At 72.4% G+C, this 19,108-nt stretch carries 19 protein-coding genes; 12 read left to right on the top strand and 7 right to left on the bottom strand.

The window, feature by feature from the left end; all coding sequences use genetic code 11:
• Window positions 1-7: 7 nt before the first annotated feature.
• Window positions 8-745: an SLATT domain-containing protein gene (locus tag ACF1A1_RS07200; RefSeq protein ID WP_391646423.1), complete on the bottom strand. Its 738-nt coding sequence runs from the start codon at window positions 743-745 to the stop codon at window positions 8-10.
• 314 nt (window positions 746-1,059) lie between these two features.
• Between ACF1A1_RS07200 and ACF1A1_RS07205 the strand changes: the two genes are divergently transcribed.
• The 4 genes from ACF1A1_RS07205 to ACF1A1_RS07220 all read left to right on the top strand — a co-directional run bounded on the left by ACF1A1_RS07205 (window position 1,060) and on the right by ACF1A1_RS07220 (window position 3,359).
• On the top strand, window positions 1,060-1,404 hold the full coding sequence (locus ACF1A1_RS07205) for a YbaB/EbfC family nucleoid-associated protein (RefSeq protein WP_391646284.1): 345 nt from the start codon (window positions 1,060-1,062) through the stop codon (window positions 1,402-1,404).
• 98 nt (window positions 1,405-1,502) lie between these two features.
• Complete coding sequence (gene recR / locus ACF1A1_RS07210; protein WP_391646286.1) at window positions 1,503-2,102, top strand: recombination mediator RecR; 600 nt, start codon at window positions 1,503-1,505, stop codon at window positions 2,100-2,102.
• On the top strand, window positions 2,095-2,748 hold the full coding sequence (locus ACF1A1_RS07215) for a DUF5063 domain-containing protein (protein WP_391646288.1): 654 nt from the start codon (window positions 2,095-2,097) through the stop codon (window positions 2,746-2,748). Before recR ends, ACF1A1_RS07215 begins: the two co-directional genes overlap by 8 nt.
• Before the next feature lie 113 nt (window positions 2,749-2,861).
• Window positions 2,862-3,359, top strand: a complete 498-nt coding sequence (locus ACF1A1_RS07220; protein ID WP_391646290.1) for an SgcJ/EcaC family oxidoreductase — start codon at window positions 2,862-2,864, stop codon at window positions 3,357-3,359.
• Between the two features lie 17 nt (window positions 3,360-3,376).
• Here the strand turns inward: ACF1A1_RS07220 and ACF1A1_RS07225 are convergent, their stop codons facing one another.
• Both ACF1A1_RS07225 and ACF1A1_RS07230 read right to left on the bottom strand, forming a co-directional pair.
• A complete protein-coding gene (locus ACF1A1_RS07225; RefSeq protein WP_391646292.1) occupies window positions 3,377-4,744 on the bottom strand; it encodes an ATP-binding protein in 1,368 nt (455 codons plus the stop codon).
• Window positions 4,741-5,445 (bottom strand): response regulator transcription factor, encoded by a 705-nt coding sequence (locus ACF1A1_RS07230; protein ID WP_391646294.1) that lies wholly within the window; start codon window positions 5,443-5,445, stop codon window positions 4,741-4,743. The genes ACF1A1_RS07225 and ACF1A1_RS07230 overlap by 4 nt, the downstream gene beginning before the upstream one ends.
• A gap of 235 nt (window positions 5,446-5,680) precedes the next feature.
• Between ACF1A1_RS07230 and ACF1A1_RS07235 the strand changes: the two genes are divergently transcribed.
• From ACF1A1_RS07235 to ACF1A1_RS07250, 4 genes are all read left to right on the top strand, one after another.
• Entirely contained in the window at window positions 5,681-6,973 is a 1,293-nt protein-coding gene (locus tag ACF1A1_RS07235) for an aspartate kinase (protein WP_391646296.1), read from the top strand.
• Window positions 6,973-8,040 carry an aspartate-semialdehyde dehydrogenase gene (locus ACF1A1_RS07240; protein ID WP_391646298.1) on the top strand — a complete coding sequence of 356 codons (1,068 nt, stop codon included), beginning with the start codon at window positions 6,973-6,975 and terminating at the stop codon, window positions 8,038-8,040. Before ACF1A1_RS07235 ends, ACF1A1_RS07240 begins: the two co-directional genes overlap by 1 nt.
• A 515-nt stretch (window positions 8,041-8,555) precedes the next feature.
• Window positions 8,556-9,248 (top strand): SigE family RNA polymerase sigma factor, encoded by a 693-nt coding sequence (locus ACF1A1_RS07245; RefSeq protein WP_391646300.1) that lies wholly within the window; start codon window positions 8,556-8,558, stop codon window positions 9,246-9,248.
• Window positions 9,249-9,361: 113 nt separating this feature from the next.
• Window positions 9,362-10,420, top strand: a complete 1,059-nt coding sequence (locus ACF1A1_RS07250) for a hypothetical protein (RefSeq protein WP_391646302.1) — start codon at window positions 9,362-9,364, stop codon at window positions 10,418-10,420.
• Here the strand turns inward: ACF1A1_RS07250 and ACF1A1_RS07255 are convergent.
• Window positions 10,390-11,217 (bottom strand): SURF1 family protein, encoded by an 828-nt coding sequence (locus ACF1A1_RS07255; RefSeq protein WP_391646304.1) that lies wholly within the window; start codon window positions 11,215-11,217, stop codon window positions 10,390-10,392. The genes ACF1A1_RS07250 and ACF1A1_RS07255 overlap by 31 nt on opposite strands.
• A gap of 224 nt (window positions 11,218-11,441) precedes the next feature.
• On the opposite strand from ACF1A1_RS07255, the gene ACF1A1_RS07260 reads away from it, so the two are divergent.
• Entirely contained in the window at window positions 11,442-13,259 is a 1,818-nt protein-coding gene (locus ACF1A1_RS07260; protein WP_391646306.1) for a prolyl oligopeptidase family serine peptidase, read from the top strand.
• A 246-nt stretch (window positions 13,260-13,505) separates the two neighbouring features.
• On the opposite strand, the gene ACF1A1_RS07265 is transcribed toward ACF1A1_RS07260, so the two are convergent.
• Entirely contained in the window at window positions 13,506-15,449 is a 1,944-nt protein-coding gene (locus ACF1A1_RS07265; protein WP_391646308.1) for an NAD-binding protein, read from the bottom strand.
• 185 nt (window positions 15,450-15,634) lie between these two features.
• Here ACF1A1_RS07265 and ACF1A1_RS07270 point away from each other — a divergent pair, with 185 nt between their 5' ends.
• Window positions 15,635-16,654 (top strand): permease, encoded by a 1,020-nt coding sequence (locus ACF1A1_RS07270; protein ID WP_391646310.1) that lies wholly within the window; start codon window positions 15,635-15,637, stop codon window positions 16,652-16,654.
• Window positions 16,651-17,367, top strand: a complete 717-nt coding sequence (locus tag ACF1A1_RS07275; protein WP_391646312.1) for a TIGR03943 family putative permease subunit — start codon at window positions 16,651-16,653, stop codon at window positions 17,365-17,367. Before ACF1A1_RS07270 ends, ACF1A1_RS07275 begins: the two co-directional genes overlap by 4 nt.
• 48 nt (window positions 17,368-17,415) lie before the next feature.
• Here the strand turns inward: ACF1A1_RS07275 and ACF1A1_RS07280 are convergent, their stop codons facing one another.
• On the bottom strand, window positions 17,416-17,709 hold the full coding sequence (locus ACF1A1_RS07280) for a zinc-ribbon domain-containing protein (protein ID WP_391646314.1): 294 nt from the start codon (window positions 17,707-17,709) through the stop codon (window positions 17,416-17,418).
• A gap of 270 nt (window positions 17,710-17,979) precedes the next feature.
• Here ACF1A1_RS07280 and ACF1A1_RS07285 point away from each other — a divergent pair, with 270 nt between their 5' ends.
• On the top strand, window positions 17,980-18,399 hold the full coding sequence (locus ACF1A1_RS07285) for a DUF6069 family protein (protein ID WP_391646316.1): 420 nt from the start codon (window positions 17,980-17,982) through the stop codon (window positions 18,397-18,399).
• A 64-nt stretch (window positions 18,400-18,463) separates the two neighbouring features.
• Here the strand turns inward: ACF1A1_RS07285 and ACF1A1_RS07290 are convergent, their stop codons facing one another.
• A complete protein-coding gene (locus ACF1A1_RS07290; RefSeq protein WP_391646425.1) occupies window positions 18,464-19,099 on the bottom strand; it encodes a CoA transferase subunit B in 636 nt (211 codons plus the stop codon).
• Between the last annotated feature and the right edge of the window lie 9 nt (window positions 19,100-19,108).

Below are 19,108 nucleotides of genomic sequence, written 5' to 3' on the forward strand. Positions count from 1 at the left end.
CGGCCGGTCAGCGCGGCTCCGGCGGCCGCTGCCGAGGCATGTTCGGCCGGGCCCCCGTCCCCGGCGGCAGCGGAAACCGCCCGGGCGACCCCGCCGACTCCACCCGCCCGCCGCCGGAGGTCACCGCTCCCTGGATCCCCAGCGGCGCCGACCCCGTCCGGAACTCCACCATCCAGTCCGCCGTCTCCGCCCGCACCAGCTCCGTCACGTCCTCCGAGAACCGCCGGAGCACCCCCAGACACCGCTCGGCGGCCTCACTCGCCGTCCCCTCCGCCGGCCCCAGCACCTCCCGCACGCTCTCCGACGCCCAGTCGAACTGCAACACCTGCAACCGCCGCTGCACGGCCTGCGCGGTCGCCACGTCCCTTATCCACCCCGACGTCACCCCGAAGAACCGGTCGACGCCCACACACGCCACCGCGAGCAGCAACGCGAGATACCCCCACGGAGCCACCCCGCCCATCACCCCGGTGAGATCCAGCAACGGCAGCGCGGCCCCCGCGACCGCCCCCGCCGCCGCCCCGCCCCGCAGCACCCGCGCCCCCCGCCGCTTCCACACCCGGTCGGCGAGATACCAGGCCGCCGTCTCCAGCGCTCCGCGCTCCACCCACCGGTACAGCTCGTTCAGCCGCTCCGCGGGCTCCCCCCAGTCACCGAGCGGAAAGGCCCGCCCGGTCAGATCGCCCGGCCGCAGTCCGGCCCCGCCCTCGCCCCGCCCGTCCTGAGGCGGACCCTCGGGCTGCATCTCCGGCTGCTGACCCACCCGGCACTCCCTACTGATCCCGAGCCGACCGGCACCCGACCGACACCCGACGACGACCCGATCACCCTGCGTGACACTCGATGACGCCCGATGCGCCGCACCTTTCCTACCTCCCAATGGGTGGCGGAGAGGAAGGTTTCAGCGCCTTTACGCCCGTAAGAGGGCCTTGATCAGGTATAGGCCTGCCTCGAGAGTCACTCGAAAGAGTGGCGCGGCGACACCCGCACAGACCACGTAGGCTCGTGCCGAGCGGGAAAAAACCCGCACCGACCTCAGGCCCGGAAGAGGAGCTGATCGTGATTCCCGGTGGTGGCCAGCCCAACATGCAGCAGCTGCTCCAGCAGGCCCAGAAGATGCAGCAGGACCTGGCGCGTGCCCAGGAGGAGCTGGCGAACACGGAGGTCGACGGCCAGGCGGGCGGCGGGCTGGTGACGGCGACGGTGACCGGCGCCGGAGAACTGCGCGCGCTGAAGATCGACCCGAAGGCGGTGGACCCGGAGGACACCGAGACCCTCGCCGACCTGGTCGTCGCGGCCGTCCAGGCGGCCAACGAGAACGCCCAGAACCTCCAGCAGCAGAAGCTCGGCCCGCTGGCCCAGGGGCTGGGCGGCGGCAGCGGCATCCCCGGCCTGCCGTTCTGATGTTCGTCGCCTGCGCGACGCCCGCACCGCCTTCCTAGGACGGGTGGCGGCCAACTACCGTACGTACTGCAAGGAACCCCGGGAAGGACGGCAGTCCGTTGTACGAAGGCGTGGTCCAGGACCTCATCGACGAGTTGGGGCGGTTGCCCGGCGTCGGTCCCAAGAGCGCGCAGCGGATCGCCTTCCACATCCTCCAGGCGGAGCCGACGGACGTACGGCGCCTCGCGCAGGCCCTGATGGAGGTCAAGGCGAAGGTCCGCTTCTGCGCGACCTGCGGCAATGTGGCGCAGGAGGAACACTGCGCCATCTGCCGCGACACCCGCCGCGACCTGTCCGTCATCTGCGTCGTCGAGGAACCGAAGGACGTGGTGGCCATCGAGCGCACCCGCGAGTTCCGGGGCCGCTACCACGTCCTGGGCGGAGCGATCAGCCCGATCGAGGGAGTCGGCCCGGACGACCTGCGCATACGGGAACTGCTGACGCGGCTCGCCGACGGCACGGTCACCGAACTGATCCTCGCCACGGACCCGAATCTCGAAGGCGAGGCGACGGCCACGTACCTCGCCCGCATGATCAAGCCCATGGGCCTGAAGGTCACCCGCCTGGCCAGCGGCCTCCCGGTGGGTGGCGACCTGGAATACGCGGACGAGGTCACCCTCGGACGCGCCTTCGAGGGGAGACGACTCCTAGATGTCTGACGCCACGCTGCACGCCAGCGACCAGAACCCGGACGACTTCGCGGTCCAGATCGCGGACCAGATCGAGAGCTTCCTGGTGGCCGTCACGGAGGTGGCGAAGGGCGACGAGCCGGACTCGGCCGTTCCCTTCCTCCTCCTGGAGGTCTCCCAGCTCCTGCTGGCCGGCGGCCGTCTCGGCGCCCACGAGGACATCGTCCCCGACGAGCGCTACGAGCCCGACCCCGGTCCGGAGCCGGACGTCGACGAACTCCGCGAGAACCTCGCCCGCCTCCTGGACCCGGTCGACGTCTACTCGGAGGTCTTCGACCCCTACGAGCCCCGCAAGGCGCCCGTGCCCGCCCGCATCTCCGACGACCTCTCCGACGTCATCGCCGACCTGCGCCACGGCATGGTCCACTACCGCGCCGGCCGCACCTCGGAGGCCCTGTGGTGGTGGCAGTTCTCCTACTTCTCCAACTGGGGCTCCACCGCCTCCGCGACCCTGCGCGCCCTGCATTCCGTCCTCGCCCACGTCCGCCTCAACCAGCCCCTGGAAGAACTGGACGGCCTGGACACGGACCAGGGCATGGGCGACGACACGCTGGAGTTCGAGGCGGGCAGGGTGATGGCGGAGGAGATCGGCGGACCACTGGGGCCGGTCCGGTAACCGCGGAATTGGAAGGGTCTTAAACGTCTCCTGTACAGCGGCTGCACGGGCCCTAACCGGCCTGCAGAGAGTCTTGGGTCATCCCAACAGGCACAGCCCGCACAGGAGTTGCGATGACCCGCAAGACCCGCATACGCGCCGCCCTCGTCACCGCCACCGCCCTCGTCACCGCCGCGACGGTGACGGTCGGGATCAGTGCGGCCGGCCCCGAGAAGTCCGCGAAGCCCGCCGCGAACCAGGTCGTGTCCCTCTTCGACACCTGGAACGCCGCGCTCCAGACCGGTGACGCGCAGAAGGTGGCGGACCTGTACGCCGACGACGCCGTGCTGCTGCCGACCGTCTCCAACAAGGTCCGCACCGACCGCGCCGGAATCGTCGACTACTTCGAGCACTTCCTGGAGAACAAGCCGGTCGGCAAGAAGATCCGGACGATCGTCAACGTCCTCGACGGCGACTCCGCGATCGACACCGGCGTGTACGCCTTCACCCTCACCGACCCGGCGACCGGCACGCAGCGCGTCGTCGAGGCCCGTTACACCTACGGGTACGAGAAGCGCGACGGCGAGTGGAAGATCGTCAACCACCACTCCTCGGCGATGCCCGAGGGCTGATGCCCGAGGGCTGACCGTCAGCCATGACCGCGCTGGGCCGCCCGCAGGGCGATCCGCACGCGCAGTCCGCCGCCGGGAGCGTCCGTCAGGGTCACCGTCCCGCCGTCGTCCGTCACCAGCTGCCTGACGACGGCGAGGCCGAGCCCGGAACCGGAGCGCCCGGTCAGACCCTGGCCGCGCCAGAAGCGGTCGAAGGCGCGGGACTTCTCCGCGTCCGACATGCCCGGACCCTCGTCCAGGACCGACAGCACCACCTGGTCGGTCCTGACCTCCGACCGGACGGTGATCGTCCCGCCGTCCGGTGAGACCTCCAGGGCGTTCGAGAGCACGTTGTCCAGTACCTGGTCCAGATGACCGGGGCTGGCCAGCACAAGCGGCCGGTCGCCGACACCACTCCCCCTGAGCGCGATGGTGACTCCGCGCTCGTCGGCGGCCGGCCTCCACACCGACAGGCGTTCGGCCACGATGTCGTGCAGGGACAGCGGCTCCGCCGCCGACACCTTGGCCTCGGCCCGCGCCAGCACCAGCAGCCCGCTGACCAGCCGGCTCATCCGCACCACCTCGGCGGTCGCCTGCTCCACGTCCTCCCGTACGAACTCGTCGTCGACGCCGTCCGCGATGTTGTCCAGCGACAGCCTGAGGGCCGTCAGCGGGGTACGGAGCTGGTGGGAGGCGTCCGCCACGAAGATGCGCTGCGAGGCGATCAGCGTGTCGAGGCGCTCGCCGGCCTGGTTCAGGGTGCGGGCCAGCGTCTGCGTCTCCTGGGGGCCCGTGACGGGTGCGCGAGCAGTGAGGTCGCCGTCGCTGAGCTTGCTCGCCATGTCGTTGAGCTGGCGCAGCGGGGCGGTGAGCCGGCGGGCCACCGCCGCGCCGATCACGGCGGCCACCCCGAGCACGGCGACCGCGAGGCCCGCCCGGAAGCCCCAGATCGTCCACAGGCGGTTGGTGAGGCTGTCGGTGGAGTACACGATCCGTACGGCGCCGACGACCCGCCCGTCGTCGCTCGCCGGGACGGTGATCACCAGCCGGGGGCCCCAGATGAAGTCCGATCCCCAGTCGGTCGTCGGCTTCCCCTGCTCCAGGGCCCGGTTGAGGGCCGTGTCCGTCGCCGGCCGGGGCAGGTCCGCCGCGCACTGGGCGGTGGCGGTGACCTGGACCTCGTCCCGGGTCTCCTCCGCGTACGCCTTGGCCATCTCCTCCAGTGCCTGGCAGGACGCGGTGTCGCCGTTGCCCAGCAGCAGTGCCATGGTCGTCGCCTCGCGCTGGATGGACACCTCGGTGTCCCCGCGCAGCTGGGCGGTGAGCGTGAACGCCACCGGCACGGTGAACAGGCCGATGGCCACGGCGACCAGCACCACGTAGCTGCGGATGAGCTGGCGGATCATGAGGACGCGCCGCCCGTCCGGGTGCCGGCCGTGATCTCCAGGCGGAAGCCGACCCCCCGGACCGCCTCGATGGTGATCACTCCGGCGAACTTCCGGCGCAGCGCCGCCACGTGCACGTCCAGGGTCTTGGTCGGGCCGAACCAGTTCGCGTCCCAGACCGCTTCCATGATCTGTTCGCGGGTCATCAGCGCGCCCGGCTCCTCGGTGAGGAAGGCCAGCAGGTCGTACTCCTTCGGCGCGAGGGCGACCTCCTCGCCGTCCACGTGCACCCGGGCGGCCTTGCGGTCGAGGGTGAGGCGGGAGCCGTAGCGGTCGGGGCCGCCGCCGGCGTTCTCCTCGGCGGTACGGGGCTGGACGCGGCGCATCACCGCCCGTATTCGTGCGATCACCTCGCGCACCCCGAAGGGCTTGGAGACGTAGTCGTCGGCGCCCAGCTCCAGGCCGACCACCCGATCGGTCTCGTCGCTGCGCGCGCTGATCACGATGATCGGGACGTCGCCGCGCTCGCGCAGCGCCTTGCAGACGTCCAGGCCGTCGGTGTCGGGCAGACCGAGGTCGAGCAGGACCACGTCGCAGGGGCCGGTGTGGGCGAGGGCGGCGGCGCCCGTGCTGACCCACTCGACCTCGAAGCCGTAGCGCTTGAGGCCGCGTCTGAGTGACGCGGCGACCGGTTCGTCGTCTTCCACCAGGAGTACGTGCACAGCCGCACGATAGTGCTTGAAATTTAACTCACAGCTATCAGATCGGTGGAAGTGGGCAGGGAACGTCCTGGACGGGCGGCCGGTCCCGTCCCCGAGCCGGTCTCGCCGGGCGATCTCGCCACGAGATCTCACGATGCGATACCTCGGGGGCGGAATTCGGGCGCTCGTTAGACTGAGCCGACCCGCAGTACAAGGGCGTATGTGCGGAAAGAGACAAACTGAGCGAGGAGCGCACGTGGGCCTTGTCGTGCAGAAGTACGGAGGCTCCTCCGTAGCCGATGCCGAGGGCATCAAGCGCGTCGCCAAGCGGATCGTGGAAGCGAAGAAGAACGGTCACCAGGTGGTGGCTGTCGTTTCCGCGATGGGCGACACGACGGACGAGCTGATCGATCTCGCCGAGCAGGTTTCCCCGATCCCTGCCGGGCGCGAGCTCGACATGCTGCTGACCGCGGGAGAGCGGATCTCCATGGCCCTGCTGGCCATGGCGATCAAAAACCTGGGCCACAGCGCCCAGTCCTTCACCGGCAGCCAGGCGGGTGTCATCACCGACTCGGTCCACAACAAAGCCCGCATCATCGACGTGACGCCGGGCCGGATCCGTGACTCGCTGGACGAGGGCAACATCGCCATCGTCGCCGGGTTCCAGGGCGTGAGCCAGGACACCAAGGACATCACCACCCTCGGACGCGGTGGCTCCGACACCACCGCCGTGGCTCTCGCGGCCGCGCTCGACGCCGAGGTGTGCGAGATCTACACCGACGTCGACGGCGTGTTCACCGCCGACCCGCGCGTGGTGAAGAAGGCCCGGAAGATCGACTGGATCGCCTTCGAGGACATGCTCGAGCTGGCCGCGTCCGGGTCCAAGGTGCTGCTCCACCGCTGTGTGGAGTACGCGCGCCGCTACAACATCCCGATCCACGTCCGCTCGTCCTTCAGCGGACTCCAGGGCACGTGGGTCAGCAGCGAGCCAGTCGTTCGAAAGACCCAGCAGCAAGGGGACAAGCAGGTGGAGCAGGCCATCATCTCCGGTGTCGCGCACGACACCTCCGAGGCCAAGGTCACGGTCGTGGGCGTGCCGGACAAGCCGGGCGAGGCCGCCGCGATCTTCCGCACGATCTCCGACGCCGAGATCAACATCGACATGATCGTGCAGAACGTGTCCGCGGCCTCCACGGGCCTGACGGACATCTCCTTCACGCTGCCGAAGGCCGAGGGCCGCAAGGCCATCGACGCCCTGGAGAAGAACAGGGCCGGCATCGGCTTCGACTCGCTGCGCTACGACGACCAGATCGGCAAGATCTCCCTGGTCGGCGCCGGCATGAAGACGAACCCGGGCGTCACGGCCGACTTCTTCAAGGCCCTGTCCGACGCGGGCGTGAACATCGAGCTGATCTCGACCTCCGAGATCCGCATCTCGGTGGTCACCCGCGCCGACGACGTGCCGGAGGCCGTGCGCGCCGTGCACAGCGCCTTCGGTCTCGACTCCGACAGCGACGAGGCCGTCGTCTACGGAGGCACCGGGCGCTGATGACGGGCCCTCGTGTGACGGTGCGTCCGACGCTCGCGGTCGTGGGAGCGACCGGGGCGGTCGGCACGGTCATGCTCCAGATCCTGTCCCAGCGTGCCGACGTCTGGGGCGAGATCCGTCTGGTCGCCTCGCCGCGCTCGGCCGGCCGCAAGCTGGCCGTGCGCGGTGAACAGGTCGAGGTGGTGGCGCTCACCGAGGAGGCCTTCGACGGCGTCGACGTCGCGATGTTCGACGTGCCGGACGAGGTCGCCGAGCGGTGGGCGCCGATCGCCGCCGCCAAGGGCGCCGTCGTGGTCGACAACTCCGGCGCCTTCCGGATGGACCCCGACGTGCCGCTGGTCGTCCCCGAGGTCAATCCGCACGCGGTGCGCACCCGTCCGCGCGGGATCGTCTCCAACCCGAACTGCACCACCCTGTCGATGATCGTCGCCCTGGGCGCGCTGCACGCCGAGTTCGGGCTGCGCGAGCTGGTCGTGTCGTCGTACCAGGCCGTCAGCGGGGCGGGCCGGGCCGGCGTGGAGACGTTGCGGCAGCAGCTGTCGCTGGTGGCCGGTACGGAGCTGGGGACCAGCCCCGGTGACGTACGGCGGGCCGTGGGCGACCGGACCGGGCCGTTCCCGGAGCCGGTCGCGCTGAACGTGGTGCCGTGGGCCGGTTCGCTGCGCGAGGACGGCTGGTCGTCGGAGGAGATGAAGGTGCGGGACGAGTCCCGCAAGATCCTCGGCCTGCCGAAGCTGCCCGTGGCCGTGACCTGCGTACGGGTGCCGGTGATCACCGTGCACTCGCTCACCGTCCACGCCCGCTTCCAGGACGAGGTCACCGTCGACCGGGCCCGCGAGATCATCGCCACCGCCCCCGGTGTCGTCCTGTGCGACGACCCGGCCGCCGGGGAGTTCCCCACGCCCGCCGATGTCGTCGGCACCGACCCGACCTGGGTGGGCCGGGTGCGCCGGGCGCTGGACGACCCCACGGCGCTCGAGCTGTTCGTGTGCGGGGACAACCTGCGCAAGGGAGCCGCGCTGAACACCGCGCAGATCGCGGAGCTGGTGGCGGCGGAGTTCGGCTGACGAACGTCGTGCGAGGAGGGCCGACCGACGGCTCGTGCGACGTCGGCGGCTCGCGCAACGCTTGGTGAGGTGAGGGCCCTCGGCCGGAAAATCCCTGGCCATGGCTTGGGGTTCTCATAGGATCTGCGGGCCGAATGTGAGCCGGTCGACGGTCCGGACGCTTGTATCGGACACCTTTGGCGATCGAAGATGTATCCGAAGATTTCCTCCCCGCACTCCGCAACCACGTGGAGTGCGGGGAGCGTCTTTGCGGTCACCCCTCGGGGGTGTGCGGAAGTGATCCCGGCGCGTAGGGGACGCCGTGATCGGGGCGTGGGGACGCCCGTTCATATGGGATATAGGGGAAGAGCGGGACACATGAGGGCATGTGAGGCGCCGTCAGTGCTGGTGCCGGCCGGTGCGAGACGGGCATCCGGGGCGGCGTCCGGCAGGAGACGGGGGCGCGTTTCGCCGGACGGCGCGAAAGGGATGCCCGGCGCGTACAACCCCTGCGGGGGGACGCGTGTCCAACTGGCGTGGCAGAGGTACTCGACTTCCCTGTGGCGACCCGCGGTACGGCCCTACGGCCACCCCGCGCCGCCTTCCGCCCCCGCCTGGCCGGGGCGCCCGGTGGCATGCCGGTGATCGCGCCCATGCCCGCAGCGCGGCCCGCCCGCGTACCCAGCCAGCGTGACGGTGCCGAGTACGCCGACTACGCAGAGGACACGGTCGCCGCCGGCACCACCGTCGACCACCTCACCGAGACCTACCGGGCCCACTACCGCTCGCTGCTCGGTCTCGCCGCCCTCCTCCTCGACGACACCGCCTCCTGCGAGGACGTCGTCCAGGAGGCCTTCATCCGGGTCCACTCCGCCCGCAAGCGCGTCCGCGACCCGGAGAAGACCCTCGCCTACCTGCGCCAGACGGTCGTCAACCTCTCCCGCTCCGCCCTGCGCCGCCGCATCCTCGGACTGAAGCTGCTGTCCAAGCCGATGCCGGACATGGCCAGCGCGGAGGAGGGCGCCTACGACCAGCTGGAGCGCGACTCCCTCATCAAGGCGATGAAGGGGTTGCAGCGCCGCCAGCGCGAGGTCCTCGTCCTGCGCTACTTCGCCGACATGACCGAGGCCCAGGTCGCCGAGACCCTCGGCGTCTCGCTCGGCTCGGTCAAGGCGTACGGCTCCCGCGGTATCGCCGCCCTGCGCGTCGCCATGGAGGCGCGGGCGTGAGCGGAGGCGACGAGGGAGAGGACCCCCGCGAGCGGCACGAGCCGTACTCGTGGCACGAGCCGATGACGGCGCACAAGCAAGAGCCGAAGCAATCGCACGCTGGGAACCGAACCGTGAACCACCACCTCGACGACCAGGGCCCCGACGGGCTCGACTCGGACGAGCTGGCACTGCGCCGGATGCTGCACCAGGCGGTCCAGGAGATGGAGCCGCGCGACGGGACGCTGGAGCACCTCCGGCGGGCCGTCCCGGTCCGCCGGGCCCGCAAGCGGCAGGCCGCCGTCGGCATGGCGGCCGCGGCGCTCTTCGTCGGCACCGCCGTCCCCGCCCTCCTGCACGTCTCCCACGCCGGTGGCGCCGACCCCAACCCCGCCATGGCCGGCCAGGCCTCGCAGGCCCAGGGCGGCGCCGGCGAGGGCAAGGTCCCCGACGGCGGCTCCTCCGGCGAGGCCGACAGCTCCGCCGGTCAGACCGGCGAGCAGGGCAAGGACACCACCGAGGGCACCGGCCCCGGCAAGGACCCCGGCGGCGCCACCGGCTCCGCCGACGACCCCGCGTCCACGGCCGAGTCGACCGCCCCCGCCTGCACGGCGTCCCAGCTCGGCGAGTCCTCCGCCGGTGTCGAGGTCCCCGACTCGGCCGGCATCGTCTACGGCACCTTCCGCGTCGTCAACGTCTCCGGCAGCGCCTGCACGGTCGGCGGGGCCGTCTCCCTGACGCCCACCGCCCAGGGCGCCGCCGACGCCACGAAGATCAGCGTGGTGGAGCACACCTCCGGCGACGCGGCGGCCGGCCTGCCCGACCCCGCCCTCTACGTCTCCCAGCTGTCCCTCGCCCCGGGCTCGGCCTACGACGTGAAGTTCGCCTGGGTGCCCTCCCAGACCTGCCCCACCAACAGCGGCGGCAGCGGCGGCAGCGGCAGTGGCGGCAGCTCGGCCTCCCCCAGCCCCAGCCCGAGCGAGCAGTCCGGCACCACCGGCACCACCGGTACCTCGGGCACCACCACGGCCACCGACGGCACCTCCACCCAGATGCTCGTCGAGGACGGCACGGCCGACGGCAGCGTCGTGGTGACGTACACCGCCGAGGGCGGTTTCCCGACGGTGTCGGCGACGGTGTCGGACGCGTGCGCGGGGACCGTCTACCGGACGGGCGTGCTGGCCTCGTCGTGAGCCTCGGCGCCCGCCGCGGGTGAGGGGTCCGTCCCGTCGTCCGGGCCGATCCCCAGCTCCGCGTCCCGCGCGAACTCCACCTCGCGGCGCAGCAGCCGGAACCACATGAACACCACGAACCCGGCGAAGACGAACCACTCGCCGGTGTACCCGAGGTTCTGGAACGCCTTCAGGTCCAGCCCGGTGCCGGTCGGCGCGCTCGCGGGCACCGCCTTCATCCCCGAGTCGGCGGTGTCGAGCGTGATCCAGGCGTCGTAGAGGTCGTAGGACACCAGGTTGACCAGGGAGGCGGCGCTGATCGCGGCCGTCTGGCCGGCGGGCAGGCCCCCTTGCGCGCTCACCCCGTTGTCGCCCGGCGTCTCGGACGCCTGGAGCGCTCCTGTGACGGTGACCTCGCCGGTGGGCGGGGCCGGGGCCTTCGCCGCGTCCGCCGTGCCGGGCAGCCAGCCGCGCACCACGGGCAGCGCCTTGCCGGCGTCCGTCCGCAGCAGGGTCAGGACGTAGAAGCCCCGCTCGCCGTCGAGCTCGCGGTCCGGGACCAGCAGCTGCTCGCCGTACCGGCCGGTCGCGCTGACGCGCCTGCCGGAGGTGGACTTGTCCACGGGCAGCATCCCGGCGAACGGGCGCGCCGCCTCCGTCCGCTCCGACGAGGCCTGTTCCTGCGCGCTGCGGTGGTCGGCGACCCGCGCCTCGAACCGGCTCAGCTGCCAGGACCCCATGAACACGCAGAAGGGGATGGCCAGCAGGACGAAGACGTTGATCCCCCACCAGCGGGGCGTCAGCAGAAACCGGTACACGCCCTCAACGGTACGGGGCGGGCGCGGGGGAGCGGCCCGCGGGGTGAGGCCGAGGGCCGCGCGGTGCGGGTGGGGGGCGGGTGCGTGGCAGGGGTGGCGGTGGTGGGAGTGCGGCAGGGGTGGCGGTGGTGGGAGTGAGGGTGCGCGGTGGGGTCCGTGCAAAGTTGTCCACAGGCTGGGGACCTTGGCGCTCACCTGTGGTCGCGGGCGGGCAGTATGGGGCCATGACTGAGAGCAACGGGTCCGCCGCGCCGCAGCGGTACGAGGAGATGCCGGACTGGGAGAAGCGCTTCCGGGCGCCCCGGGTGTCGCTGCCCGACTGGGCGGAGGACGCGCCGGACCGCTCCCTGTTCGTGTCGAACGCGACGGGGACCTACGAGCTGTACGCCTGGGACCGGTCCACCGGCGCCCAGCGCCAGGTGACGAACCGGGCGAACGGCACGACGGACGGCGTGCTCTCCCCGGACGGCGCGTGGATCTGGTGGTTCGACGACAAGGACGGCGACGAGTTCGGCGTCTGGCGCCGCCAGCCCTTCGAGGGCGGCGAGGACGAACTGGCGACGCCCGGCCTCGACCCGTCGTACCCGGCGGGCCTGGCACTGGCCAGGGACGGCCGTACGGCGGTGGTGGGCCGCTCCACGGACGAGGACGGTACGACGATCCACGTCGCCCGGGTGGGTGAGCCCCCCTTCGAGCTGTACCGTCACCGCGAGTCGGCCGGCGTGGGCGACCTCTCCCACGACGGCTCCCTCATCGCCATCGAGCACACCGAGCACGGTGACGCGATGCACTCCGCGCTGCGCGTCCTGCGCCCCGACGGCACGACGGTCGCCGAGCTGGACGACACCAAGGGCGGCACGCGGGAGCTGGGCCTGGAGGTGCTGGGCTTCGCGCCGGTCGACGGCGACACCCGGCTGCTCATCGGCCACCAGCGCCGGGGCCGCTGGGAGCCGCTGGTGTGGGACGTGGCGTCGGGCGAGGAGACGGACCTGGCGCTGGAGCTGCCGGGCGACGTCGGCGCCGAGTGGTACCCGGACGGCTCGGGCCTCCTGGTCGTCCACGGCTTCGAGGCGCGCAGCGAACTGTTCCGCTACGACCTGGCGACCCGCGAGCTGGTGAAGGTGCCGACCCCGCCGGGCACGGTGTCCGGGGCGACCGCCCGCCCCGACGGCAGCGTGGAGTACCTGTGGTCCTCCGCCGCCCGGCCGCCGGCGGTCCGCTCGACGACCGGCGAGGTGGTCCTCGACCCGCCCGGCATGAAGTCCCCCGGCTCGGTCCCGGTGGAGGACGTGTGGGTGGAGGGTCCCGGCGGCCGCATCCACGCCCTGGTCCAGAAACCGCGGGGCGCCACCGGCCCGCTGCCCACCGTGTTCGACCTCCACGGCGGCCCCACCTGGCACGACAGCGACTCCTTCGCGGCGGGCCCGGCGGCCTGGGTGGACCACGGCTACGCGGTCGTGCGGGTGAACTACCGCGGTTCCACGGGCTACGGCCGCGCCTGGACGGACGCCCTGAAGCACCGGGTGGGCCTGATCGAGCTGGAGGACATCGCGGCGGTCCGCGCGTGGGCGATCGACTCCGGCCTGGCCGACCCCGACCGCATGGTCCTCACCGGCGGTTCCTGGGGCGGCTACCTCACCCTCCTCGGCCTCGGCACCCAGCCCGACGCGTGGGCCGTGGGCATCGCGGTGGTTCCCGTCGCCGACTACGTCACGGCCTACCACGACGAGATGGAGGCGTTGAAGGCCATGGACCGCACCCTCCTGGGCGGCACCCCCGAGGAAGTCCCCGAGCGCTTCGAGGCGTCCTCCCCCCTGACCTACGTCGACCAGGTCAAGGCCCCCGTCTACATCTCCGCCGGTGTGAACGACCCGCGCTGCCCCATCCGCCAGATCGACAACTACGTCAGACGCCTGGAGTCCCGCGGCGCGATCCACGAGGTGTACCGCTACGACGCCGGGCACGGCTCCCTGGTGGTGGACGAGCGGATCAAGCAGGTCAGGCTGGAACTGGAGTTCGCGGAGAGGTACCTGGGCAAGTAGGGGGTTCCCGGGGGCCACTCCGCATCCGGTCCTGGTCCTGGTCCTGGTCCGGCCCGGTCCTGGTCCGGCCCCCGTGCCTGGTCCCGGTTCCGGTCCTGGTTCCGGTCCCGTCCTGGTCTTGGCCCCGGTCCTGATCCCGGTCCTGGTCCCGGTCCTGATCCCGGTCCTGGTCCCGGTCCCGGTTCCGGTCCTCGTCCCGGCGGGGTGGCCCCGGCCCCCGATCCAGCTCCCCCGATCCCCGATCCCCTACACCCCCGAAGCCCTTCGCCTGCGTCCCAGCAATTCCGCCAGTCCCCGCCGGGTGGCCGCCAGCACCACCCGGTCCGCGCCCCGCAGCACATACGTCTCCGGCAGGTCCCACACCAGCCCGGAGCCGCCCCGCCCCTCCTCGCCCGTGTCCAGCGCCAGCACCCGCCAGTACCCGGCCCGGAAGGCCTCCCCGACCGTCCGTCCCTCCAGCTGCCCGTGCCCGGCGACCTCCAGCGCGGCGAACAACAACACCCGCCGCTCCACGGGGATCGCCCCCAGGATCTGCCGCCCCATCATCGCCCCGGCGAACGACGGCGCCGCCAGATGCGACACACTCCGGCTCCGGGTGAGCGCATGGGGGTGCGCGGCCCGCAGGGTGCGGTACACGGCGGTCGCGAAGTCGTCGTCGTACAGCCGCAGCACCACCCGCAGGTCGGGCCGCAGGGACCGGGCGTACAGCGCGGCCTCCAGATTGGTCGTGTCGGAGCTGGTCACCGCGAGCAGCGCGTGCGCCCGACGGATCTTGGCGGCCTCGAGGACCCCCTCCTGCGTGACGTCCCCGAGCACCACCGGCACCCGCAACCGCCGCGCCACCGCGACGCCCCGCGCCTCGGGCGTGGCCTCGACGCACACCACGGGAATGTCCAGCTCCCGCAGGCGGGTCAGCACCCGCGTCCCGATCTTGCCCAGCCCGAGCAGCACGACATGCCCGCCCAGCCCGCGCGGCGGCTTGCGCAGGGACCCCGCCCCGCGGAACGTCCCCAACGCCTCCAGCACCGCCGCCAGCAGCACCGGCAGCAGCAGCAACCCAACCAGCCCGGACAGGAGTTGCAGCACCTGCCGTTCCGTCGACGACCCGACCGCCGGATCGTTGATCGCGAACAGATCCAGCAGCGTCAGGTACAGCGCCCCCAGCGGATGGATCCCGGTCGCCAGCCACAGCGCCACCGCCAGCGCGATCACACAGCCCACCAGCCCGGCCAGGGACCACCGCAACCGCCGTGAGAACAAGGAGGCGAACGGCGCGACGACTCCGACGCCCCGCCCCGGCGGCAGCGCGGTGCCGGCCGAGTACGCGACCTGCTCCAGGACGACACTGCCGCGCCCGGTCGCGGCGGCCACGGTCGCCGCGTCCGGCAGCAGCCGGGGTCCCTGCTCGCCGCTGGCCTCGGACCCGTCCGCGAAGGCGGGGTCGTTGCTCGTCGAGGACAACAGCGCGAGGGTGGCCAGTCCCGGGTCGGCGACCCGCCCCGGCCCGGGCGGCGGACGCTCCACGGCCCGCAGCAGCAGCCCGTCGGTCTGGACGACCTTGGTGGTCCCGGCGACGGCGGTCGCGGCCAGCGCGGGCGCGGCGGTGTCGGCGTCGGACAGCACCGTCGTCGACGCGTCGGCCACGACGGCGCCTCCCGCCGCGCCGTCCGCCGCTCCGCCGACCGCCAGGGCGGCCGCCTGGTCCAGGAGGTCCTCGATGTGCTGGCCCAACCGCCGGTTGTACAGCCGCAGGACGAGCCGCAGCCGGGGGTTGAGGCGTCGGGCGGTGAGAGCGGCGCGGATGTTGGTCTCGTCGTCGTCGTACACGAGCGCCAGTGCGGCGGCCCGTTCCACCCCGGCCTCGGCGAGCACGGCCTCGGTGGGCTCGGCGGCCTCCAACAGCGGCCGGACCCCGCCGTCTTCACCGCCGCCGCCCGCTGCGGCGCCCCCCGCGGCGCCCCTGGCGCCGGTACCCGCCGAACCGTTACTGCCGGTGCCCGTGGCCCGGCTGACGGCCGCGCTCACCACCCGGTCCAGCAGCGCCGCCGACACCGCGCGGGCCCGCCCGACGACCGGTGGCCGTACCGTGCGCTCGGAGGGCGGTACGACGAGCGTGACCTGCTCCTCGTACGCGTGCCGCAACTCGGCGGCCAGCCGGTGCGCGAGCCCGTCGTCGCCGCACACCACCATGTGCGCTCCGGCGTCGCCCGACGGCGCACTCTGATTCGGAAGGGTCCCCACGAGGGGTGAGACTGCCTCACCGGGACGGGTGGTTCCACCCGTGCGGTGCGGCACCGGTGAAGGCGGTGAACGCGCGGGGCCGTGCGGCCGTATGGGAGGGGAGGGAGAGACACGGAACCCGGAGGTGCCCACCCGTGGCCATCACAGAAGCGGCCGCCCGCGAGGAGGGCACGGACCTCGACGAGCCCGGCCCTCCCCGGGAACCCCGGCGTCTCACCTCCCCCCTGGCCCTGACCCTGCTGCTGCTCCTCCTGGTGCTGTCGCAGGGCCCGCTCCGCCGGGCCCTGTCCGCACCGGTGATGCAGAGCTGGACGACGGTCTTCGTGGCGGTGGTCGTGCAGGCCCTGCCGTTCCTCGTGCTGGGCGTCCTGCTGTCCGCGGCGATCGCCGTCCACGTCCCCCCGTCGTTCTTCGCCCGCGCCCTGCCCCGCCGCCCCGCGCTGGCGGTCCCGGTGGCGGGGGCCGCGGGCGCGGTGCTGCCGGGCTGCGAGTGCGCGTCCGTCCCGGTCGCCGGCGCTCTGGTGCGCCGGGGGGTCACCCCCGCCGCGGCCCTCGCCTTCCTGCTCTCCGCCCCGGCGATCAACCCGATCGTGCTGACGGCCACGGCCGTCGCCTTCCCCGGTAACCCCGAGATGGTCCTGGCCCGTTTCGTCGCCAGCCTGCTCGTGGCGTGCGCGATGGGCTGGCTCTGGCAGCGCCTCGGCCGCGCGGACTGGCTGCGCCCGCCGACGCGCGCGCCGCACGAGGGCCGGAGCAAGGGGGCGGCGTTCTGGGACTCGGTACGGCACGACGTGGTGCACGCGGGCGGCTTCCTCGTCGTGGGCGCGATGGCGGCGGCGACCCTGAAGGCGGTCGCCCCGGAGAGCTGGCTGCGCACGGCCGCCGGCCATCCGGCGGTGGCGGTCCTGACGCTGGCCGTCCTGGCCGTGGTCCTGTCGATCTGCTCGGAGGCGGACGCGTTCGTCGCGGCGTCCCTGACCCAGTTCTCGCTCACCGCCCGGCTCACGTTCCTGGTGGTCGGCCCGATGATCGACCTCAAGCTGTTCGCGATGCAGGCGGGCACCTTCGGCCGTGCCTTCGCCCTGCGCTTCGCGCCCGCCACCTTCGTCCTGGCCGTCACCGTGTCGGTGCTGACCGGGGCGGTGCTGCTGTGAACCGCCAGGCCCAGGCCGCGGTCCTGTTCCTGCTCGGCGCGAGCCTCCTGCACGCCGGCACCACCGACCTGTACCTGCGCTACGTCAAGGCAGGCCTGCAGCCGCTCCTGCTGGCCTCCGGAGCGATCCTGGTCATCACGGCGCTGGCGACGGCGTGGTACGAGTGGCGGCTGCCGAAGACACCCGGCCGGCACCGGGACCAGCACCCCGAACCCCGGATCTCCTGGCTCCTGCTCCTCCCCCTCCTGGCCCTGATCCTCGTGGCGCCGCCGGCCCTCGGCTCCTACAGCGCGACCCGCACCGGCACGGCCCTCCAGGAACCCGTCGCCTACCCCGCCCTCCCCGCCACCGACCCGCTGCCCCTCGGGGTGGCCGACTACGCGGGGCGCGCGGTGTACGACCACGGCCGCACCCTCACCGGCCGCCGCATCGCCCTCACCGGCTTCGTGGCCCTCGACCGCGACGGCACCCCGTACCTGGTGCGCATGGCCCTCAACTGCTGCGCGGCCGACGCCCAGCCGGTCAAGGTGGGCCTCACCGGCCGCATCCCGCCGGTCCTCCAGCCGGACACCTGGCTCCAGGTCACGGGCACCTACACCGCCCGGCTGGCCCGCGACCCGGTCAACGACGGCCCGATCCCGTTCATCGAGGTCGCCACCGCCAGGCCGGTGGCCACGCCCCGGGACCCGTACGACGAGACCTGGAACGACTGACCGACCGAACAACCGATGACGGGCCGGCGAGGCCCTCCCCGAGGCCCGTCATCCGCCCTGGTACGGCTGCCGCTGCGGCTGCCCGTACGGCTGACCGCCGGGACCGCCCGCCTCCTGCGCCTGCAACTGCTCCGCCTGCTCCCTGGTCACCTTCTGCTCCGCGCCGCAGAAGGTGCACTGGGTCGCGTACTTCGTGGAAACCGGGAACAGCGGCACGAAGAACAACGTGAACTTGGTGACGCGTTTGCGCAGCGTGTGCGCGGCGGGGTTGCCGCAGCGGCCGCAGACCAGCGTCAGTATCGCCAGCTGGTACAGGTATCCCTTGGTGCCGAAGATGATCACTTCGTCGGTCCTTCCTGTGATCGTTCCTGCGATGTCTCATCCGTGAGCCGGTCCAGATCCTCTCCCGGCTTTCCCTCACGGGCCAGCGAAAACGAACCCCTGCCTGCGCGCGTCATGCGCCGCTGCCTCGTGGCGGGCTTCCGGCCGGGCAGCAACGGACGGATACGGTCGGTGCATGAGCTTGAAATTTCAAACGATGCGCATCAGACTGCTGATGCTTGAGTGTTCAAACGTCCGTCGGTTCTTCCCCTCGCCCTTCCTGGAGTCGCCATGTCCGTCACCTCCGAGGCAGCCGCTGTCCGCCGTGGTCCGCTCGTCGTGGTGGGAGGGGTGATCGCCGCGATCATGGTGGCCTCTCTCGCGGACGCGGTGCTCGCCCTCCTCGCCCTGGCCGCGGGCGCGCCCGACGACTTCCAGCCGCTGGAGCCCGGCTCGTACGTCTTCCTGACCGCGGTCGGGGTGATCGCGGGCGCCGTCGGCTGGGCCGTCGTGCGCAAGGTGTCGAAGGACCCCGAGGCGCTGGTGCGATGGCTGGTGCCGGCCGTCGTCGTGGTGTCCTTCGTCCCCGACTTCCTGCTCTTCGGCGACGGCGGCGCGACCGGCGTCGCGGCGCTGCTCCTGATGCACGTCGTGGTCGCGGCGGTCGCCGTGTTCGCCTACCGCAAGGTCATGCCCCTGTCGGGGCGGTGAGGACGGACGGAACACGTCGGGCGGGCGGGGACCACGGTCCCCGCCCGCCCGACGCGTCCCCGGCTCACGGCCTGCGGACCAGCGGCGCGTCCGTGCGGTCGGCGATGACCCCGGGCGTCACGCCCGGCCCGCATTCCACCAGCACGAGGCCCTCCGGCGTGACGTCGAGGACGCCGAGGTCGGTGATGATCCGGTGGACGCAGCGTTCGCCGGTGAGCGGCAGGGTGCACTCCCGCACGATCTTCGGGCTGCCGTCCTTGGCGGTGTGTTCCATCAGGACGACGACCCGGCGGGCGCCGTGGACCAGGTCCATCGCGCCGCCCATGCCCTTGACCATCTTGCCGGGGATCATCCAGTTGGCCAGGTCGCCGGCGGCGGACACCTGCATCGCGCCGAGCACGGCGGTGTCGATGTGGCCGCCGCGGATCATGCCGAAGGACAGCGCCGAGTCGAAGAAGGAGGCGCCCGGCAGCACGGTGACGGTCTCCTTGCCCGCGTTGATCAGGTCGGGGTCGACCTCGTCCTCGGCCGGGTACGGGCCGGTGCCCAGGATGCCGTTCTCGGAGTGCAGGACCACGTGGACGCCGGGCGGGAGGTGGCCGGGGACCAGGGTGGGCAGGCCGATGCCGAGGTTGACGTAGGAACCGTCGGTGAGTTCGGCGGCGGCGCGGGCGGCCATCTCGTCGCGGGTCCACCCCAGGTGCGTACG

This window comes from Streptomyces sp. NPDC014995, assembly GCF_043080745.1.
Taxonomy (GTDB): domain Bacteria; phylum Actinomycetota; class Actinomycetes; order Streptomycetales; family Streptomycetaceae; genus Streptomyces.